This is a genomic window from Pseudoalteromonas maricaloris (assembly GCF_024746855.1).
In the GTDB taxonomy this organism is placed as follows: domain Bacteria; phylum Pseudomonadota; class Gammaproteobacteria; order Enterobacterales; family Alteromonadaceae; genus Pseudoalteromonas; species Pseudoalteromonas maricaloris.
Genome location: NZ_CP024625.1, coordinates 3,140,628 through 3,158,139, shown reverse-complemented (window position 1 = coordinate 3,158,139; position 17,512 = coordinate 3,140,628). Strand labels below are relative to the sequence as shown.

Here is a 17,512-nt window from a genome sequence, read left to right as displayed (position 1 = left end):
GAGCCAAGAAAATTGACTCCTCAGGGTTAATTACTCTAGTGGTTCGCTTTGTTTACTGCCATTTAACGAGCCGCCAAGTAACTTGAGTAGCTGCTGTTTATCCGCATCTGAGCTATTGCTTAGCTGTTGGAAGAACTTACTCATGTTGATGTTTTTCAGCGTTTCCGACGACGCATTGGCACCAGCCAATACCCCTTTTAGGTCGTCCATCAAATTACGCTCACCGTTTAGGTGATCTTTGAATACGGTTTGTACCGTCTTACTCTCGCCGACTAAGCCGTCAATTGACTTGCCCACTGTGATGGCATTCATAAACTGGTTAAAGAATTGGCCATCGCCGCCCATAAAGTTGATATCAGCACCGCTCAGTGCTTTACCTAATACTTCAGCCTGACTTGCAGAAACCTGCTTGTTCGCTTCGATACTCGCAAGCGTCAGCTCTTTCTGTTGGTTTAACTGTAGGGTGAAGCCTTCGTATTCACGGGCGTCTTTATCCATCTTATTCAGTGCTTCCAGCTTCTCTGTAAGACCTTTGGCTTCTGCTGACATCTTACGTTCAAGGTTGATAGCTTCTGCTTCACCTTGTTTTTCAATTGCCTCAGCCATTGCTGATTGAACCTCAGCTTCTGCCAAACCAATTTCACGTTTGCCTTGTGCCTCAGCTTCACTTTGCTTCTTGGTTGCCTCTGCCATTGCTGCTTGTACTTCGGCTTCGGCGCGGCCAATATCACGTTTACCTTGTGCTTCGGCTTCTAGTTTTTGCTGTAGCACTTTAGCGTCTGTTTCGCCTTGTATCGCACTAGCAGCGGCTTTTGCCTTGATGATATCTGCTTCTGCAAGACCAGGTGCTGCCGCTTCAACTTGGGCAGCCTCGGCAAGAATTTTCTTCGACTCTGCGGTTTGGTTCGCAATACGTAGTTCTGCTGCGGCCATTTTTTCCATTTCACGGGCTTTAAATTCGGCAGCTTGCTCTTTAGCTTTAGCCGCTTCAATATCTTTAACCAACGCTTCTTCGGCCTCAGCTTGAGCAAGAATAATTTTTGCTTGTTTTTCACGCTCGGCTTCAGCAATACATTGCACGTCTTTGATGCGCTCTTGTTCCTCGGCAACGGTTTTCTCAACGGCAACCCGTTCGCGTTGGACATCGGCGATTTCTTTTTGCTCGACTTCCAGTGCTTTGGCTTTTTGGATACGTAAAATTTCGGTTTCGCGTTCGCGCTCAATAATTTCAATCTGGCGAGAACGCGTGACTTTTTCTTCTTCTATGCCGAGTAAGCGAAGGCGATTTTGCTCTGCAACATCGATTTCACGCTGTTTATTGTGCTCTGCAATTGCAATTGCTTCGTCCGCTTTGAGGCGTGCTTCTTCGGCTTTTAAGCGCTCTTCATGCTTAACACGTTCAGCTTCTGCGGCTTCGCGAGCGCGCACCGATTCGATTTCACGGCGCTGTCTTGCGCTAGCATCTTCTCGTTGGCGCTCGACTTCTGCTGCTTTTTCAAAGGCTGCTTGGTTTTGGTTGTCGATTTGCGCTTTTTCATCGCATTTAAGTTGGTTCGTTTCCACGTTTTGGCGTGAGGTTTTTTCGGTAATACGGCGAATACCTTCAGCGTCAAGAATGTTATTTGGATCTAACTTGTCGATAGAGGTTTGTTCAAGATAATCAATCGCCACATCTTCTAACGTATAGCCAGATAAATCTTGTCCAATCACTTCTTTAATAGAATCTCGGAACTCATTACGATGGGTAAATAGCTCCTCAAAATTCATGCGCTTACCAACGGTTTTCAAGGCTTCGGAGAATTTTGCCTCAAATAATGCTTGTAAGGTTTCTGGTGCCGATGCGCGGGCACAGCCAACTTGTTTAGCAACGCGTAGGATATCTTCTTTGTTTTCGTTTACGCGAATGTAAAAAGTGATGGCGATGTCAGCACGGATATTGTCTTTACAGATCAGGCCGCTGTTTTCACGACGCTCCAATACCATGCGGTTAGTTGAAATATCCATGACTTCCATTTTATGGATCACAGGTAGCACAATGCCGCCTGTAGTCGTGACATCCGGCTCGTTTTTCATCTTGTTGATGATCAATGCCTGACCTTGTTCAACCTTGCGGTAGAACTTTCCAATCAGAAGTAGAATGGCAAAAATAATGACGATGGATATGCCCACGATTGCGAGCACCGGTCCGAGGTTGTTTAGAAATTCCATGTTTTTTCCTGCGTTGCGCTATGTTGTTTGAGCTGGTATTAGCTATACCAACTAGTTCCTAAATTCCGTTATTTTCCGTACTATTACCAAGGTTTAGCCACAATCGTGTAGCTATGTGTAAGGGTGTCATGTTCGATAAGTAAGGCACTGTCTCCTAGTGTGAAAGTGTTATCTTCATCCGAGCGCACTTCGATGAGTTGCTCTGTTCCTTGAATATATACTCTGGCTTGACCGAACGTGTTGCTAACTCTTGATGTTGCAATAACGCATTCGAGCCCAACCAGCGCTTGCTTTGATGTGGTTTCTTGGCTTTCGAAAAAGCGTCGTAATGGTCTTACAATTACAGCGGTTAGTGGTAATGCAGCAATGAGGCTGGCAAGCATAAATACCGTGCCCATCAGGTAGTAAAAAATGCCATCGCCTAGTAGGTAAGCAAAAAACTGTTGCACATAAATACTGACAATCCAGCCCAGCGCGATGATTAAACTTAATGAAATACTCACAGGGACTCCGCCAAAAGCGACCTCCCAAAAAGAACCAGAGCTTGCGCCTTCGGCTTCAATATCAACATCGCCTTCTAAGATATCGATATCAGCAAAACCGAGTAAAGCAATTAGCCAGAACAACAGCACTATCAGTAATAGTGTTGAAAAAATAACAGTGGGAAACGTAAATGCAGTATTTAAAAATTCCATTGCTGTTCCTTAGTTCCTTGTATTTCCTTTTAAGCGGTTAAGTAAGTGAATTGTCCACTCAGCGCCATAAGGTATCTTTGTGTGCATCAAGCGGTGAGTTCCGCATCATAGAATGTGAGATGATTGAGTGAAGCGAATAGCGCTCGTGTCCGGAAAGACTGAGACACTGTAGGAAACAAATCCGAAAAGCTAGTCAATCAGCTTAAAAACCATCCATGCGTTGTGAGAAAGCCTCACATGTGTTTCTAAAGTTGCCACATTTAGACATATTATGTCAAACGTTTTTTTGCTGTAAAGATAAGCAATTTATTTTGTTTATCGTGATAGTGGGAAAGCGTGTTTGTAGAAGCTAGAGTATCAGAATATGTGCTAACCTGTGAGTTAGCACCGATAAAAATAATAGACTAAACGTTATCGAACAGAGTTTTTACTTTATCTAAAGTAACGTCGATTTCAGATACTTTGGCAGGGGCAATAAAAATCGTGTCATCGCCAGCGATGGTACCTAATACGCCGTCTGCGGTGCCTAATGAGTCAAGTAGCCTCGCAATTAACTGTGCAGCACCAGGACTGGTTCGAATAATAATCATCATTTCGTTGTGCATAATATCAACGACTAACTGACGTAAAGGACTTTTTGCTGTTGGTACGCTCATTTCGGCGGGTAAGCAGTAAACCATTTCTTGTTTGGCATTACGTGTACGCACAGCACCAAACTTGCTCAGCATGCGCGACACTTTGCTCTGACTGACGTTGTCAAATCCTTGTTGTTTTAGAGCATCAACAATTTCACCTTGAGAGCCAAAGTTTTCTTCTTTTAAAATGGCTTTAAATGCTTTGATCAGTGCTTCTTGTTTTTCTTGCGGCTGCATAGTCTGTCTTCTTTTACGGCTAATCTTTAAATTCTACACAAAACCACCGAGATTCCCAAATTTGCGCGACCAAAATAGCAGTCGTAAAGCATAAGAGTACAAAGTGTCGCGATCTTTACACTTTTATTTAAGACATTAGTCAAAAAATCTCGAAAATAACCGTGATTAATTTGTGTTTAACAGCGCTTTTCATTATCTTTACTGCACACTCAATTCCACCTTCAAATTATGGAGAATTCAAATGAAAGTTGCTGTATTAGGTGCCGCTGGCGGTATCGGTCAAGCTCTATCTTTATTGCTTAAAAATGGTCTTCCAGCTGGCTCTGAGTTAGCGCTTTATGACGTTGCACCTGTTGTACCTGGTGTTGCAGTTGACTTATCTCACATCCCAACTGCGGTAAAAGTAGCGGGTTATGGTAAAGACGACCTAGACTCAGCTCTTGCTGGTGCTGACGTAGTGCTTATCCCTGCTGGTATGCCTCGTAAGCCTGGTATGGACCGTGCTGACCTATTCAACGTTAACGCAGGTATCATCAAGACACTTGCTGAAGGTATCGTTAGAAGCTGCCCTAAAGCACTTGTTGGTATCATCACAAACCCAGTAAATGGCACGGTACCAATCGTTGCTGAAGTGTTCAAAAAAGCAGGTACTTATGATCCAGCTCGCGTATTCGGTGTAACAACGCTTGACGTTATCCGCGCTGAAACCTTCATCGCAGAGCTTAAAGGTCTAGACGTTGCTGAAGTTAAGATCCCAGTAATTGGTGGTCACTCAGGTACTACAATTCTACCTCTGCTTTCTCAAGTTGAAGGTGTTGAGTTCACTGACGAAGAAGTTGCTGCACTAACGACTCGTATCCAAAACGCGGGTACTGAAGTGGTTGAAGCTAAAGCGGGTGGCGGTTCAGCTACGCTTTCAATGGGTGCAGCAGCAGCACGTTTCTGCTTCTCACTAGTGAAAGGCCTACAAGGTGAAGAAGTACTTGAGTACGCATACGTTGAAGGTAACACAGGCGATGCAACATTCTTTGCACAGCCAGTTATCCTTGGTAAAAACGGTGTAGAGAAGTTACTTCCTTACGGTGAGCTAAGCGCGTTTGAGCAAAAAGCAAAAGACGACATGCTAGCGACACTTGAAAAAGACATCAAAGAAGGTGTTGATTTCATGGCGTAAGCCAGATTGATACAAAAAAACCAGTCGCTTCACAGTGACTGGTTTTTTTATGTGTGATTATTCTTAGTGAAGAATACGTGCTCTAATAGTTCCTTCAACTGCACTTAACTCTTTCAACGCCACTTCAGAGTGGTCGCTATCGACGTCGATAACCACGTAACCAATAGATTCATCCGTTTGTAGGTATTGCGCCGCAATATTGATACCGTGCTGAGCGAACGCTTGGTTGATTTGCGTTAGTACGCCTGGGCGGTTTACGTGTACGTGTAATAAACGACTTCGGTTTGATAATTCAGGTAGAGAAACCTCAGGGAAGTTCACAGCCGTGACTGTTGAACCGTTATCTGAATATTTCGCCAACTTACCCGCGACTTCCACACCGATATTTTCTTGTGCTTCTTGGGTAGAACCACCGACGTGTGGTGTTAGCAGCACATTGTCAAACTCGCGTAGTGGTGAGACGAATTCTTCATGATTAGATTTTGGCTCAACGGGGAATACATCAATAGCAGCGCCGGAAAGCTTCTTGGCCGCCAATGCTTCAGCTAAAGCGTCGATATCAACAACCGTTCCACGTGATGCGTTAATTAGGATTGCGCCTTGCTTCATCACTTCAATTTCAGCCATGCCGATAAGGTTTTTGGTCTGTGATGTCTCCGGTACATGCAAACTGACCACGTCCGCTCTTTGTAACAATTGCGTAAGCGTGTGTAACTGCGTTGCGTTGCCGAGCGTGAGCTTATCTTCGATGTCATAAAACTCGACGTTCATCCCGATATTCTCAGCCATAATGCCAAGCTGGGTGCCAATGTGACCATAACCAATAATACCTAGCGTTTTACCACGAGCTTCGTATGAACCGTCGGCAGATTTATCCCACTCACCGCGATGCGCCTTTGCGTTGCGCTCAGGAACACGGCGCAGTAACAAGAGAATTTCACCCAGTACAAGTTCAGCCACAGAGCGAGTGTTAGAAAATGGCGCGTTGAATACGGCGATACCACGTTTTTTAGCGGCATCCAAATCCACTTGGTTGGTGCCGATGCAGAAACAGCCAACAGCGACCAGCTTTTCAGCTTGGTCTAATACTGCTTCCGTAAGGTGGGTACGCGAGCGGATCCCGACAAAGTGAGCGTCTTTGATCCGCTCGATCAGCTCAGGCTCCGGTAAGGATGTTTTAACGTAGTCTATGTTGCTATAACCGTTGCGCTTTAGCGTCTCAACGGCGCTTTGATGCACGCCTTCTAACAACAAAATTCGAATTTTATCCTTTGATAACGAAACCTTGCTCATCTGTAATCTCACTAGTTGATTTTAGGCCCTTCTGGAGTGCCTGTTATTACAACGTCAGCGCCACGCATGGCAAATAAGCCATTAGTCACGACGCCAACAATCTGGTTAATTTTTTCTTCAAGCGCTTTTGCTGCGCTAATTTCTAGGCCATGCACATCAAGAATGACATTGCCGTTATCAGTGATAACGCCTTGGCGGTAAACTGGATCGCCACCTAATTTTAGTAACTCTCTTGCCACGTAACTACGCGCCATTGGGATCACTTCAACTGGTAGTGGAAATGCGCCTAGCGTCTCAACATGCTTTGTATTATCAACGATACAAACAAATTTCTTGGCAACGGCTGCAACGATTTTCTCGCGCGTCAGTGCTGCGCCACCGCCTTTTATCATTTCGTTGGTGCTGTTGATTTCATCTGCACCATCAACATATACCGCAAGCTCTGACACATCGTTTAACTCGAAAACTTCAATACCAAGTGCTTTTAGCTTCTCTGTTGAAGCTTCAGAGCTTGATACTGCCCCTTTGATTTGATCCTTGATACTGCCAAGCGCATCAATAAAGTGGTTTACCGTCGAGCCTGTACCAACCCCAACAATGGTGTTTTCTTCTACATAGTTCAAAGCTGCCCATGCTGCGGCTTTTTTCATTTCATCTTGAGTCATAACGCTACACTTAGTTGTCATTGAAGTTGTATGGAGTATAACTCAATCAAAGTGTCAGCGTCATGGTCAAAAGCGCCTCAAAATGCGCTTAACTGTTTGCCTGCTCAATTATTTTTTGGCCAAGTGTATAGTTGGGTTGGAGTGAGGATAGTTGGGAGCGGTACATCCCAAGCTGCTGTTGGTAAGCTTGGAACTTGCTGGCAATCATGAGCAAGGCCAACAAGTGCTGGTTTAGCTCGCTGCTCAGCGTAGTGTAACGCTAATGTTCTATCGTAGTACCCACCGCCCATACCGAGGCGATTACCTTGCTCATCAAAAGCAACCAGAGGCATCAACAGTAAATCCAATGATGCAAGCGGTGCCACAGCTGAACAATCTAACTTAGGTTCCAAGATAGCATAGCGATTTGTCTTCATGGGTGAGTTTTTTTCATACTTCTGGAAGAGTAAATTTGCAGGGTTGAAGGGGTGAATTACGGGTAAGAAAACCTGGTGTTTTTTGTCCCAAAGCGATTGAATTAAAAGGGATGTATCTAGTTCGCCATCGTTTTGAATATAGACCCCTACATTGGCATTTTCTGGGAGGTTTATTTGTTGAAAAAAATTAATGTTGAGATGTGCCGCGGCTGTCTTCTGTTGCTCTGCCGATAGCGAGTTTCTTGCATTTCTAATCATTTTTCTCAAATTAGCACGAGTAACTTGAGATTTATTTATGTTGTTATTAGTTTTACTCATTCTAACGCGAGCCACTCAGGGAAAAACAAACTTACACCAAGCAGAATAAATAAAATAATTAATACAGCGAGCAGATAATATAGCCAAGTCTTAGATTTAGCCGGAGGGCTAGGCTCAAAGTCCAGTTCATCAAATAGCTCCTTCGTCTCCCATTCTTCGTCTGTTGTATCTTCTATTTTAGTATGGGGAGTTGGTGCTACGCGTTGCTCGAGCTCCTCTAATCGCTCTTCGATACGTATTAGACTGCTTGTGATGTAATCCAGCGCTTCAAATACGCGCTCTTGATCTGCGTTAGTTGGAGTAGCGGCTGTTTGGCTTTGTAGCTTGGCATTGATCCCCGCACTTGCAAGTAATTTTACCTGTTTTAGTGCTTTGGCTTTATCAGCAGGAGCAAACAAGTTTTTGCCAGCGTAAAATTGCTGGATCTTTGAGGGTGAGGTTTTCAACCTGTCTGCCATTGCGATAGCGGCGCTTTGTTGATCCTTACCGTCGGCCATGCCAACGAAGACGACTTTAAACTGCTCGTTCATGGTGCGTGCCTAAGTTGTAGAGAGATAGTATTGAGTATATCTAGATTATAGGTAACTGTAGAAGGATAAAAGGAAATTTTTACAATCTGGTGAGTATTAAGATAAGTGACCGCTTGCGCGGCCACAATGGGTTGGGAATTTAGTAAAGCGCTGACTGATCCGCTTTGGGGGTTGTTTTTAAGATAAACTCGCGGAGATCTTCGTTCGATTTTTGTAAATCTTCATGACGCAGGTACATCATGTGCCCGGAGCGGTAGCCTTTAAAGCTTAAGCGATCACGCATTTTTCCGCTCGGATCGAGTTGCCACATATTGTACTTGGCATCAAAGTAATTCGTTGCGCCATCGTAGTAGCCAGACTGGATCATCACGTTTAGGTAAGGGTTTTGTGCCATCGCTAATCGTAATTGCTCACCGACATTATTATCGCTGTTATCCCAAGGGTAAACTGAACCAAACATATTATATTTTACATCGGTTTTATAGTTGAGCTCCGTTGCGAAGTAATGATTGATCGCTGGCGTAAATGAGTGCAACCAAGAGGTCAGCTCAGGCCAATAATCAGGGCGAGAACCAGCGTCTCTTTTATCAATACCAAGGTAGCGTGAGTCCAAACGACCTAGGGTATAGCCACGCTCACGCAACAGTTCTTTCCAAAATGCCGCAGTAGGAATATCTAGGTTGTTTTGAGCTACAAAGCGCTCGCTTAAGCCACTATATTTAGCAACGGCCTGTGTCACACTTTGCTTTTCTTGGGCACTGATAAATGCGCCTTTGGCGAGTGCGGGAAGATACTGATCAACCGTATATTGTTCAACCTCTGCAAGTACTTCGAGTAAATCTTTATTTTGCAATTCAGAAGACAGCGCCTTGTGGTACCAAGCGGCAGCAGCGTAATATGGTAAACGGTTTGCCACTTCAACCGGACCTTCTCGTTTAATGCCGATTTCTGTAGGAGATACCAACACCACGCCATTGAGGTAAAGCCACTGGTTGTTTTGCATCGCGTGCGCAAGACCTGACACTCGAGTCGTGCCGTAGCTCTCACCAATCAGGTACTTAGGGGAAAGCATACGCTCATTGCGATGAATAAATGTATTGAGCCATTCGGCTAAGTACTTCACGTCCGCGTTGACACCAAAAAACATCTTTGTTTGTTCGGCTTTACTAGGATATTTACCTTCAGCATTTTTGAGTACGCGAGAATAACCTGTGTTGACTGGGTTTACATAAACAATATCGGCAACATCTAGCACTGAATATGGGTTATCTTTCAAGCCGTAAGGTTGCAGTGGATACCCTTCGTCATCAATTTTTAATACTCTTGGGCCAGTATAGGCAATATGCATCCACACGGAAGCAGAGCCCGGACCACCGTTAAATGAGATCAACAGCGGGCGTTTGCTCATATCTTTGATTTTTGTGCGCTTATAGTAGGTGTAATGCAACGTTGCAACTGCGTCGCCGTTTTCATTCCACACCGGCTGTGTGCCTGTTGTTGCGGTGTAGTTAATACGTTCACCTTTTATTTCGGCTCTATGCTCAGTTGTTATTTTATGATCTATCTCAATTGCGCGGTTGTGCTCTTCAGCTATGCTTGGCGCTGAGAGTAGGGCACAACTCACGAGCAATAGTGGTAGTAGTTTTTTCATTGCTTCCTCGGTATTACAGTAGGTATGTCTGCATTAAAGAAGTATTTCATCTGAAATTCAAAGCCATTGAGACAAACTCAACAAAAAAAACGGCAGGTTTGAAAGTAGGCTGTTGTAACCTCGTTTATCGAAAAGTAACGAATTTGAGCCGATTTGGTTTTTTTTAGTGCAAAATTCGCGTATATTTAGTACTTTATTATGTAGTAATAAAGTATTTAGCCCCGTTAAATTCTTGTTTCACTGCGCTTCTCGTTGTACTTAAGAGATCTCAATCCATGCAAAGAATTTTAATTGTTGAAGACAGTAAAGTCGTACAACAGGTATTGCGACACCTTGCTGCTCAGCATCTAGATGTCGAAATCGATTTTGCTTGGTCCCTCAAGGAAAGTAAGGACTTCTTAGCACAGCACCAATATACATTGGCGCTGGTAGATTTAACGCTGCCCGATGCGATGGACGCAGAGGTCGTGCAGCTCACGCTCAGCCACAAAATTCCTACCGTGGTGCTGACCTCAAAAATAGATGAATATAGCCGCCAGCAAATGCTTGAAATGGGCGTGGTGGATTATGTGATTAAAGACAACCGTGATTCATACCTATACGCGGTCAAGTTAGCATCTAGACTGTTGAGAAACCAAGGTTGCAAGGCGCTGATCGCCGATGATTCTGTGATCAGTCGAGCTGTAATGAAGCAGATGCTTGAAAAGCAATTATTTACAGTGCTTGAGGCGCAAGATGGCGAACAGGCATTGGAGATGTTGTTATCTGACCATGAAATTAAATTGCTGCTGACAGACTTTGCGATGCCGACGATGGATGGCTTTGAGTTGGTGAAATCCGTTCGTAATAGTCGTGGGCGAGATGAGTTGGCGATTATTGGTCTGTCTGGCGCTGGAAGTCATGGTTTGTCAGCAAAGTTTATCAAATACGGCGCCAATGACTTTTTGGCAAAACCTTTTATGAGTGAAGAGTTTCATTGCCGCATCATGCAGACGATGGAGCAGCTCAATTTGATTGCAGAAATCAAAGAATATGCCCATCGAGACTATTTAACAGGACTTTATAATCGCCGTTATTTCTGTCAGCAAGCAGAGCGTTTAATCAAGAACAAACCGAGTCAGCATATATTGGCATTGTTAGACCTCGATCATTTTAAATCTATTAATGATCAATATGGTCATGAAAGCGGTGATGATGTACTTAAACAAGTTGCTGATTTACTGCGTAGTGCATTTGGTCACTACATTGTCGCACGTATTGGTGGGGAAGAGTTTGCTTTGCTTATTCCAAGCTCAGATATGAAGATGGCAAAGCACATGCTAGAAGACTTTAGAGAGCGCCTTGCGCAGCAAGCATTCAAAATTCCTGAGGGTAAGCATTATTGCACCATCAGTATTGGCCTCGCGGCTTGCCAATCAAAGAGTCTAAGCGAAGTAATGCGCAAGGCGGATAAAGCGCTCTACAAAGCGAAGGACAAACAACGAAATTGCGTTATCGCGCATTAGCTTTTCGTTATTTGGGTGCTTATGCACCAACTCAGTTCAGACTTAATATCAATGCACCTAGATGGTGCATTTTTTATGCGTGAAATTCCACTTCTCACTTTAATTCATTGTTAATTAAGGAATAAAAAATTTGGCATAAAGGTTGGATTACTACATACAACAGGATCAACTGTCCTAAGGGGACTCAGCATGAAAATGATAAGTGCAATAATAAAACCATTTAAACTGGATGAGGTACGTGAAGCGTTAGCCGATCTGGGGATTGAAGGCATGACGGTTGTTGACGTTAAAGGGTTTGGGCGTCAGCGCGGCCATACCGAACTGTATCGCGGTGCAGAATATCAAGTCGATTTCATTCCAAAAATAAAAATAGAAATTGCGACGTTAAGCGAAAACGCCGAGCGTGTTGTGGAAACGGTTACAAAGGCTGCGTTCACTGGAAAAATTGGTGATGGAAAAATCTTTGTTTACGACTTAGACCAAGTTGTTCGGATCCGTACCGGCGAACTTGATGAAGAAGCCATTTAAGGGGAGCCAAGCAATGGAAAATACAATAATAGAACTAAAATTTTCATTAAATACCTTTTACTTTTTGATCTCTGGCGTCTTAGTTATGTGGATGGCAGCCGGATTCGCTATGCTTGAAGCGGGATTAGTACGCTCAAAAAATACCACTGAAATCCTTACCAAGAACGTCGCACTGTACGCTATTGCTTGTACTATGTATTTGCTTATTGGTTACAACATCATGTATGTCGATAATGCCGAAGGTGGGGTTTTACCAAGTCTTGGTGCGCTCATTGGCAGTGCTGCTAAGGATGCCGACCATGCACTGCAATCCGACTTTTTCTTCCAAGTGGTATTTGTTGCAACGGCCATGTCAATTGTCTCGGGCGCTGTTGCTGAGCGTATGAAGTTGTGGGCGTTTTTAGCATTTTGTGTGGTGTTAACTGGTTTTATCTACCCATTAGAAGGCTATTGGACGTGGGGCGGTGGTTTCTTATCTGAGCTTGGCTTTGTTGACTTTGCCGGCTCTGCCATTGTGCATGGTGCCGGTGCTGCTGCGGCACTAGCGGGTGTTTTGTTACTTGGTGCGCGCAAAGGAAAATATGGCAAAAATGGTGAGATTTACCCAATTCCTGGTTCCAACATGCCACTGGCTACACTAGGCACCTTTATTTTGTGGATGGGGTGGTTTGGCTTTAACGGTGGCTCTCAGCTGTTCCTTGCCGACAAAGAAAATGCCATCGCGGTCAGCCAAATCATGTTAAATACCAATGCGGCGGCGGCGGCAGGTGCGGTGGCTGCACTGTTGGTGTGTAAATTAATGTGGGGCAAGGCGGATTTAACTATGGTGCTTAATGGTGCACTAGCAGGTCTGGTGACCATTACCGCAGAGCCTGCCTCTCCAACACCTGTACTAGCGCTTATCCTCGGTGCCATAGGTGGTGCATTGGTGGTGTTTAGTATCGTTGCGTTAGATAAGGCAAAAATTGATGATCCTGTCGGTGCTATCTCTGTTCACGGTATATGCGGTGCGCTGGGTGTGATGATGGTGCCATTTTCAAACTCAGACGCTACTTTCCAAGGTCAGGCTGTGGGACTCATCACTATTTTAGGTTTTGTTTTCATTGCTTCTTATATTGTCTGGAGTGTATTGAAAGCGAGCATGGGGATCCGCGTTGGCGAAGAAGAAGAGCTAAGCGGTATGGATCAACATGATTGTGGCGTAGATGCCTATCCTGAGTTCGTGACAGTTCGCGGACAGTAATACCAATTTGGCTCTCGGTCAATATTGTAAAGTTCTCGTTGTCTAAACAAAGTGGGTCCAGTAGGGCTCACTTTTCTTTATAAATATTATTCTACTTTCAGCAGTTGTTAATTTAGGTTACCCTACCATCTTGCGATTCATTTTTTAGTTTTACTTGGGTCATGACGGATAAAAAGAAAAGAACACCTGCCAACAAATCAAACGTCAAAGCGAACACTTCGCGTAAAAACAATACCCAGCAAAACGGTTCTAAGATGCAAAGAATTAAAAGCCGTGTACTGAGCACGTTGTGGTCTTTCTTTTGGAAGGGGACTATTGCGGCGATATTCCTTGTTGCAATCTATATCATCTACTTAGACGCTAAAATAAGCCGGCAGTTTGAGGGTAATAAGTGGGAACTTCCCGTTCAAGTTTATGCCAGATCGATGCAGTTTTTTCCTGATCAGTTCCTTAATGAGGATGAAGTGCTGTGGGAGCTGAAGCGGCTTAACTATTCTCGTGTAAATCGTATCAGCCGTACCGGTCAGTATACCGTTCAAGGTCGTACAATCACCATTCATCGTCGCGCGTTCGAATTCTACGATGGCCCAGAAACAGCGCGTATTTTTACGCTTAATTTTGCTGGTAAGAAGCTTGCCAATATTGTTGATAATCAAGGTCGGCGTTTAGCTGGGGCTCGCCTAGAACCGGTGCAAATTGCTCGGATCGGCAATGAATCGCGGCAAGACAGAGAGTTTGTTCCGTTCGATAAATTCCCTAATATTTTAAAAGAAACGCTGCTGGTGGTAGAAGATAGAGACTTTTACCAACATCATGGTGTTTCTGCGCTGTCTATTTTACGTGCGCTGTATGCCAACATCAAAGCTGGGCGAACTGTGCAAGGTGGCAGTACGCTTACGCAACAGCTCGCAAAGAACTTTTATCTCACCAGAGATCGCACCTTAATCCGCAAGGTGAATGAAGCGTTCATCGCATTGATTTTAGATTTCCGTTACAGCAAAGATGAAATCCTCGAAGCCTATTTAAACGAAGTGTTTTTGGGGCAAGCCTATAATCAAGGCGTTCATGGTATGGGGCTTGCGGCCGATTTTTATTTTGGTAAGCCAGTGGACGAGCTTGAGTTTGACCAAGTCGCTATGCTAGTTGCGATGGTTAAAGGGCCATCTTTTTATAACCCAAGACGCTATCCTGAGCGGGTAATGGAAAGGCGTGATTTAGTCTTGAGGCTAATGGTGGAAAATGGCCTTATCACAACGCCCGAATATCGCGCAGCGCTGGCAAGGCCGATTGATGTACAGCCTTTAAAAGCGAGCCGTATGCAGTCTTATCCTGGATATTTGGAGCTGGTGAATCGCGAGTTAAAGAAACTGGTGCCTGATGATGACATTGTCGACTCTGGAATTCGGATTTTTACCTATCTCGATTTACAAAAGCAAACGGCGATGGAAGATGCCGTTAAAAAGGGCTTACCTTACTTAGAGCGTCGCTTTAAAACGGAAGATTTAGAAACTGCCATGCTGTCAGTTAATGTTGAAAAAGCGGGTGTATCGGCGTTAGTTGCTGGTCGTCAGTTGAAGTTTTCAGGTTTTAATCGGGTATTAGACACCGAGCGTAATATAGGTTCACTGGTCAAGCCCGCTATTTATTTGAGTGCTTTGTCGAATCCAAACTACCATTTGGGCATGCTGCTTGATGACAGCCCCCTTGAAGTGACAGACGGTTCAGGTAAGGTCTGGTCTCCAGAGAACTTTGATCATAAATTCAGAGGCCAAGTGCCAATGTTTGAAGCGTTCAGCAATAGCATCAATATTCCGGCAGTAAACCTTGGTTTGGATGTGGGGGTTAATCGAGTCGCACAAACTTTGAATGACCTTGGTGTCTCTAAGTCGATTCCACTTTATCCTTCTTTATTATTGGGCGCGTTAGAGCTATCTAGTTTTGATATTGCAGAGGCGTACACCACGCTTGCTGCAGATGGTAAGCAGAGCGAGTTGACCAGCGTCATGGCTATCACCGATTCACTGGGTAAGCTGGTATACGAACATCCGGTACAAAAAAGCCAAACGCTAGACAGCGACGCGGTATACATGACGAAATACGGTATGAAACGCGTAACCAAAAAAGGCACAGCAAAGCGTCTCAATCTTCACTTCCCCTCAATTCAACTTGCAGGGAAAACGGGGACGAGTAATGATTTAAGAGACAGCTGGTTTGCAGGTTTTGACCAAAATACGGTCACCGTTGCTTGGATTGGTCGCGATGATAACAAGCCAACGGGATTAACGGGCAGCCAAGGTGCGCTTGAGCTCTATATTCGTTACCTAAAACCACTAAATCCACAAGCGATTGTTGATGAGCGTCCAAAGTCCATTCGCTGGGCGTTTATCAATCCGAAAACGGGTAAGCAGTCGCCTCCGAGTTGTGGTCCTGTATTGCAGCTACCTATTAGAGAGAGCATGTTCGAACCAAGACCTGGATGTTGAACCAAGTCTTGGCTACTAGGGTTTGTTGACCCTAGCACAGTCTCTAAGCTTTAAATTTATCGATTTCTTTATTTAAAGTTTGTGAGAGCTTGCCAAGTTTTTGTGCATCGCTTTGGGTCGCTCTTGCGGAACCCAGAGTATGCTGTGCTAAGTTACTGATCTCAGATGATTCATTCAATGCGTGTTCGGTCGCTTGGGTTTGTTGCTGTACCAGCTGACTGATCAATTTCCCTTGCTCGTCTATGTCTCGCATGCTTTGCTCTGCGTGCTGTAGGACTTCATTAGTATCATTCGCGGCGATAACACTTTGCGCCATATTGTCTTCACTGCTGCGCATTTTGTCTTGCGTGTCTCTGGATGCAGCTTGTAAAGATTGAATAATATTGTGTATTTCTTCCGTTTGTTGCTGCGTTCTTTGCGCAAGCGTTCTAACCTCATCCGCTACCACCGCAAATCCTCGGCCTTGTTCACCAGCACGAGCAGCCTCAATTGCGGCATTGAGCGCAAGTAAATTGGTTTGCTCGGCAATCTCTCTAATCGCGGAGCTCACCTGACTAATGTTTTGCGTGTCTTCCGCGAGCTTATCTAAGGCAGCACGACTTTGTTGAAACTCAGCTTGTAGTTCGGTCATTTGCTCTGCAAGGGCTGTGGTATTGACGCTACTTTGCTTTACTTGTTTGGCTGCTACGGAGGCCAGCTCTGTTGCGCTAAATGCGGCATCCTCAACCGAGCGAGCGGATTGTGCCATATTCTCGAGAGAATGGTGGATAGACTGGATTTTATTCTCCTGCTGGGCAACGTCCTTCTCAGTATCTTGGCTTATCTTATTGAGTGTTCTTGTTGCTTGCTGTAGCTCGTCACTACTTAATCGAACGTTACCAAGTAAAGAGATAAAGGCATGTAGTACCGCATTAAATTGTTCAATAATTTGGCTAAGCTCATCGGAGCCAGTTGTCTGCGCTTTGATACTTAAATCCCCTCGAGAAGCGCTCTGTGCGGCATGTGAGAAAGTTGTGATGGTGCCCATGACCGAGGAGTAAAAGCCAATCATAAGATAAATAGCGATGATCAGTGCGAGTAGTGAAGCCAAGGCAACGGTGTTTCTGATCCACCGTTGCTGGTTTTGTTTTTCAGCGACAAGCGCGGCAAGCGTGGGTGTTGCAACATTAACAAACTGCTTGATAGCATCACTTGCACTTTGGTAGTAACGGTTAAATTGCGCTTGTGAGAGTGCTAGTTCATCAGGGTCTAACAAGCCTGTTTTCACCGCTTGCTGGTAATCAGAGAGGCTAGACTCAAGCTCAGCTAAGGGCTGACTAAGCTGCTTTTTGAGTTGCTGGTTATCATTGATAGCAATGTTAAGTTTGCCTGAAAATTGTGTCGTGACGCCAGGTAATCCTTTGTTTAAATTGGACAGTGCAATAAAACTATCTGGAGTAAAACTGCCTCTACTGATGATATCGCGTGCCTGCGCCTCAATTTGATTGATTTGCGATATGAGTCTTGGCGCAGACTCAACAAGCGTGCGATTCAGGTAACTGCGTCCAAGATCATCATCGACGGCAAGTTGAGAGGCAATAGAGAGCTGCTCAAGGGCGCTTGCGCCTGCGGCGCTCACTTTAGGTAACTTAGCGCGTTGCAATAAAATTGAATTATCGGAAGCTTTACCCGCTAAAATGTTTTCCAACATACTAGGGTAAAGCGTGAGCCCTTGCCTCTGCATCTCACTGACAGAAATAGAATGGTTAAGTACACTGTTTAGAAAAAACAAGCTGAGGCTTAGCGGTAGTAATAAAATACCAAATACAACGGCCATTTTGGTTTTGTATCGCAACCGCGCCATCAAACGGGTTGCAGGATTAATTAGTGTATTAAATCCAGCCATCACTTCCTCTGTATGATAGTTTTAACTTAGCACAGCGTTATTACCT

General features: G+C 44.5%; 14 protein-coding genes. 5 read left to right on the top strand and 9 right to left on the bottom strand.

Features of this window, described 5'->3' with window-relative positions; genetic code table 11:
* Positions 1 to 30: 30 nt before the first annotated feature.
* The 3 genes from CTT31_RS13975 to argR all read right to left on the bottom strand — a co-directional run bounded on the left by CTT31_RS13975 (position 31) and on the right by argR (position 3,775).
* Positions 31 to 2,208 carry an SPFH domain-containing protein gene (locus CTT31_RS13975; RefSeq protein WP_017216416.1) on the bottom strand — a complete coding sequence of 726 codons (2,178 nt, stop codon included), beginning with the start codon at positions 2,206 to 2,208 and terminating at the stop codon, positions 31 to 33.
* A gap of 83 nt (positions 2,209 to 2,291) precedes the next feature.
* Positions 2,292 to 2,903, bottom strand: a complete 612-nt coding sequence (locus CTT31_RS13970; protein WP_017216415.1) for an OB-fold-containig protein — start codon at positions 2,901 to 2,903, stop codon at positions 2,292 to 2,294.
* Positions 2,904 to 3,307: 404 nt separating this feature from the next.
* Complete coding sequence (argR, locus tag CTT31_RS13965; protein WP_010372285.1) at positions 3,308 to 3,775, bottom strand: transcriptional regulator ArgR; 468 nt, start codon at positions 3,773 to 3,775, stop codon at positions 3,308 to 3,310.
* 241 nt (positions 3,776 to 4,016) lie between these two features.
* Between argR and mdh the strand changes: the two genes are divergently transcribed.
* A complete protein-coding gene (gene mdh / locus CTT31_RS13960; protein ID WP_017216414.1) occupies positions 4,017 to 4,949 on the top strand; it encodes a malate dehydrogenase in 933 nt (310 codons plus the stop codon).
* A gap of 63 nt (positions 4,950 to 5,012) precedes the next feature.
* Here mdh and serA read toward each other — a convergent pair whose 3' ends face one another.
* The 5 genes from serA to CTT31_RS13935 all read right to left on the bottom strand — a co-directional run bounded on the left by serA (position 5,013) and on the right by CTT31_RS13935 (position 9,822).
* Positions 5,013 to 6,242, bottom strand: a complete 1,230-nt coding sequence (serA, locus tag CTT31_RS13955) for a phosphoglycerate dehydrogenase (RefSeq protein ID WP_130163536.1) — start codon at positions 6,240 to 6,242, stop codon at positions 5,013 to 5,015.
* Between the two features lie 11 nt (positions 6,243 to 6,253).
* Positions 6,254 to 6,907: a ribose-5-phosphate isomerase RpiA gene (gene rpiA, locus CTT31_RS13950; RefSeq protein ID WP_130163537.1), complete on the bottom strand. Its 654-nt coding sequence runs from the start codon at positions 6,905 to 6,907 to the stop codon at positions 6,254 to 6,256.
* Between the two features lie 104 nt (positions 6,908 to 7,011).
* Positions 7,012 to 7,641: a 5-formyltetrahydrofolate cyclo-ligase gene (locus CTT31_RS13945; protein ID WP_211858387.1), complete on the bottom strand. Its 630-nt coding sequence runs from the start codon at positions 7,639 to 7,641 to the stop codon at positions 7,012 to 7,014.
* Positions 7,638 to 8,171, bottom strand: a complete 534-nt coding sequence (locus tag CTT31_RS13940) for a hypothetical protein (RefSeq protein ID WP_045987695.1) — start codon at positions 8,169 to 8,171, stop codon at positions 7,638 to 7,640. The genes CTT31_RS13945 and CTT31_RS13940 overlap by 4 nt, the downstream gene beginning before the upstream one ends.
* A 139-nt stretch (positions 8,172 to 8,310) precedes the next feature.
* Positions 8,311 to 9,822 (bottom strand): S10 family peptidase, encoded by a 1,512-nt coding sequence (locus CTT31_RS13935; RefSeq protein WP_211858385.1) that lies wholly within the window; start codon positions 9,820 to 9,822, stop codon positions 8,311 to 8,313.
* 275 nt (positions 9,823 to 10,097) lie between these two features.
* Here CTT31_RS13935 and CTT31_RS13930 point away from each other — a divergent pair, with 275 nt between their 5' ends.
* From CTT31_RS13930 to mrcB, 4 genes are all read left to right on the top strand, one after another.
* The gene (locus CTT31_RS13930) at positions 10,098 to 11,327 is read left to right on the top strand and encodes a GGDEF domain-containing response regulator (protein WP_010372263.1); all 1,230 of its coding nucleotides are present in this window, start codon (positions 10,098 to 10,100) and stop codon (positions 11,325 to 11,327) included.
* Positions 11,328 to 11,516: 189 nt separating this feature from the next.
* Positions 11,517 to 11,855 carry a P-II family nitrogen regulator gene (locus CTT31_RS13925; protein ID WP_010372259.1) on the top strand — a complete coding sequence of 113 codons (339 nt, stop codon included), beginning with the start codon at positions 11,517 to 11,519 and terminating at the stop codon, positions 11,853 to 11,855.
* 13 nt (positions 11,856 to 11,868) lie between these two features.
* Positions 11,869 to 13,098 carry an ammonium transporter gene (locus tag CTT31_RS13920; RefSeq protein WP_045987693.1) on the top strand — a complete coding sequence of 410 codons (1,230 nt, stop codon included), beginning with the start codon at positions 11,869 to 11,871 and terminating at the stop codon, positions 13,096 to 13,098.
* 161 nt (positions 13,099 to 13,259) lie between these two features.
* The gene (gene mrcB, locus CTT31_RS13915; protein ID WP_045987692.1) at positions 13,260 to 15,581 is read left to right on the top strand and encodes a penicillin-binding protein 1B; all 2,322 of its coding nucleotides are present in this window, start codon (positions 13,260 to 13,262) and stop codon (positions 15,579 to 15,581) included.
* A gap of 43 nt (positions 15,582 to 15,624) precedes the next feature.
* Here the strand turns inward: mrcB and CTT31_RS13910 are convergent, their stop codons facing one another.
* Positions 15,625 to 17,466: a methyl-accepting chemotaxis protein gene (locus CTT31_RS13910; protein WP_211858381.1), complete on the bottom strand. Its 1,842-nt coding sequence runs from the start codon at positions 17,464 to 17,466 to the stop codon at positions 15,625 to 15,627.
* Between the last annotated feature and the right edge of the window lie 46 nt (positions 17,467 to 17,512).

What these genes read in the sequence shown, in the direction of transcription:
- CTT31_RS13930 (WP_010372263.1), top strand. Translation starts at nt 10,098, where the DNA reads ATGCAAAGAATTTTAATTGTTGAAGACAGTAAAGTCGTACAACAGGTA.
- argR (WP_010372285.1), bottom strand. Translation starts at nt 3,775, where the DNA reads ATGCAGCCGCAAGAAAAACAAGAAGCACTGATCAAAGCATTTAAAGCC.
- mdh (WP_017216414.1), top strand. Translation starts at nt 4,017, where the DNA reads ATGAAAGTTGCTGTATTAGGTGCCGCTGGCGGTATCGGTCAAGCTCTA.
- CTT31_RS13945 (WP_211858387.1), bottom strand. Translation starts at nt 7,641, where the DNA reads ATGAGTAAAACTAATAACAACATAAATAAATCTCAAGTTACTCGTGCT.
- CTT31_RS13940 (WP_045987695.1), bottom strand. Translation starts at nt 8,171, where the DNA reads ATGAACGAGCAGTTTAAAGTCGTCTTCGTTGGCATGGCCGACGGTAAG.
- serA (WP_130163536.1), bottom strand. Translation starts at nt 6,242, where the DNA reads ATGAGCAAGGTTTCGTTATCAAAGGATAAAATTCGAATTTTGTTGTTA.
- CTT31_RS13975 (WP_017216416.1), bottom strand. Translation starts at nt 2,208, where the DNA reads ATGGAATTTCTAAACAACCTCGGACCGGTGCTCGCAATCGTGGGCATA.
- CTT31_RS13910 (WP_211858381.1), bottom strand. Translation starts at nt 17,466, where the DNA reads ATGGCTGGATTTAATACACTAATTAATCCTGCAACCCGTTTGATGGCG.
- rpiA (WP_130163537.1), bottom strand. Translation starts at nt 6,907, where the DNA reads ATGACTCAAGATGAAATGAAAAAAGCCGCAGCATGGGCAGCTTTGAAC.
- CTT31_RS13925 (WP_010372259.1), top strand. Translation starts at nt 11,517, where the DNA reads ATGAAAATGATAAGTGCAATAATAAAACCATTTAAACTGGATGAGGTA.
- CTT31_RS13935 (WP_211858385.1), bottom strand. Translation starts at nt 9,822, where the DNA reads ATGAAAAAACTACTACCACTATTGCTCGTGAGTTGTGCCCTACTCTCA.
- CTT31_RS13970 (WP_017216415.1), bottom strand. Translation starts at nt 2,903, where the DNA reads ATGGAATTTTTAAATACTGCATTTACGTTTCCCACTGTTATTTTTTCA.
- mrcB (WP_045987692.1), top strand. Translation starts at nt 13,260, where the DNA reads ATGACGGATAAAAAGAAAAGAACACCTGCCAACAAATCAAACGTCAAA.
- CTT31_RS13920 (WP_045987693.1), top strand. Translation starts at nt 11,869, where the DNA reads ATGGAAAATACAATAATAGAACTAAAATTTTCATTAAATACCTTTTAC.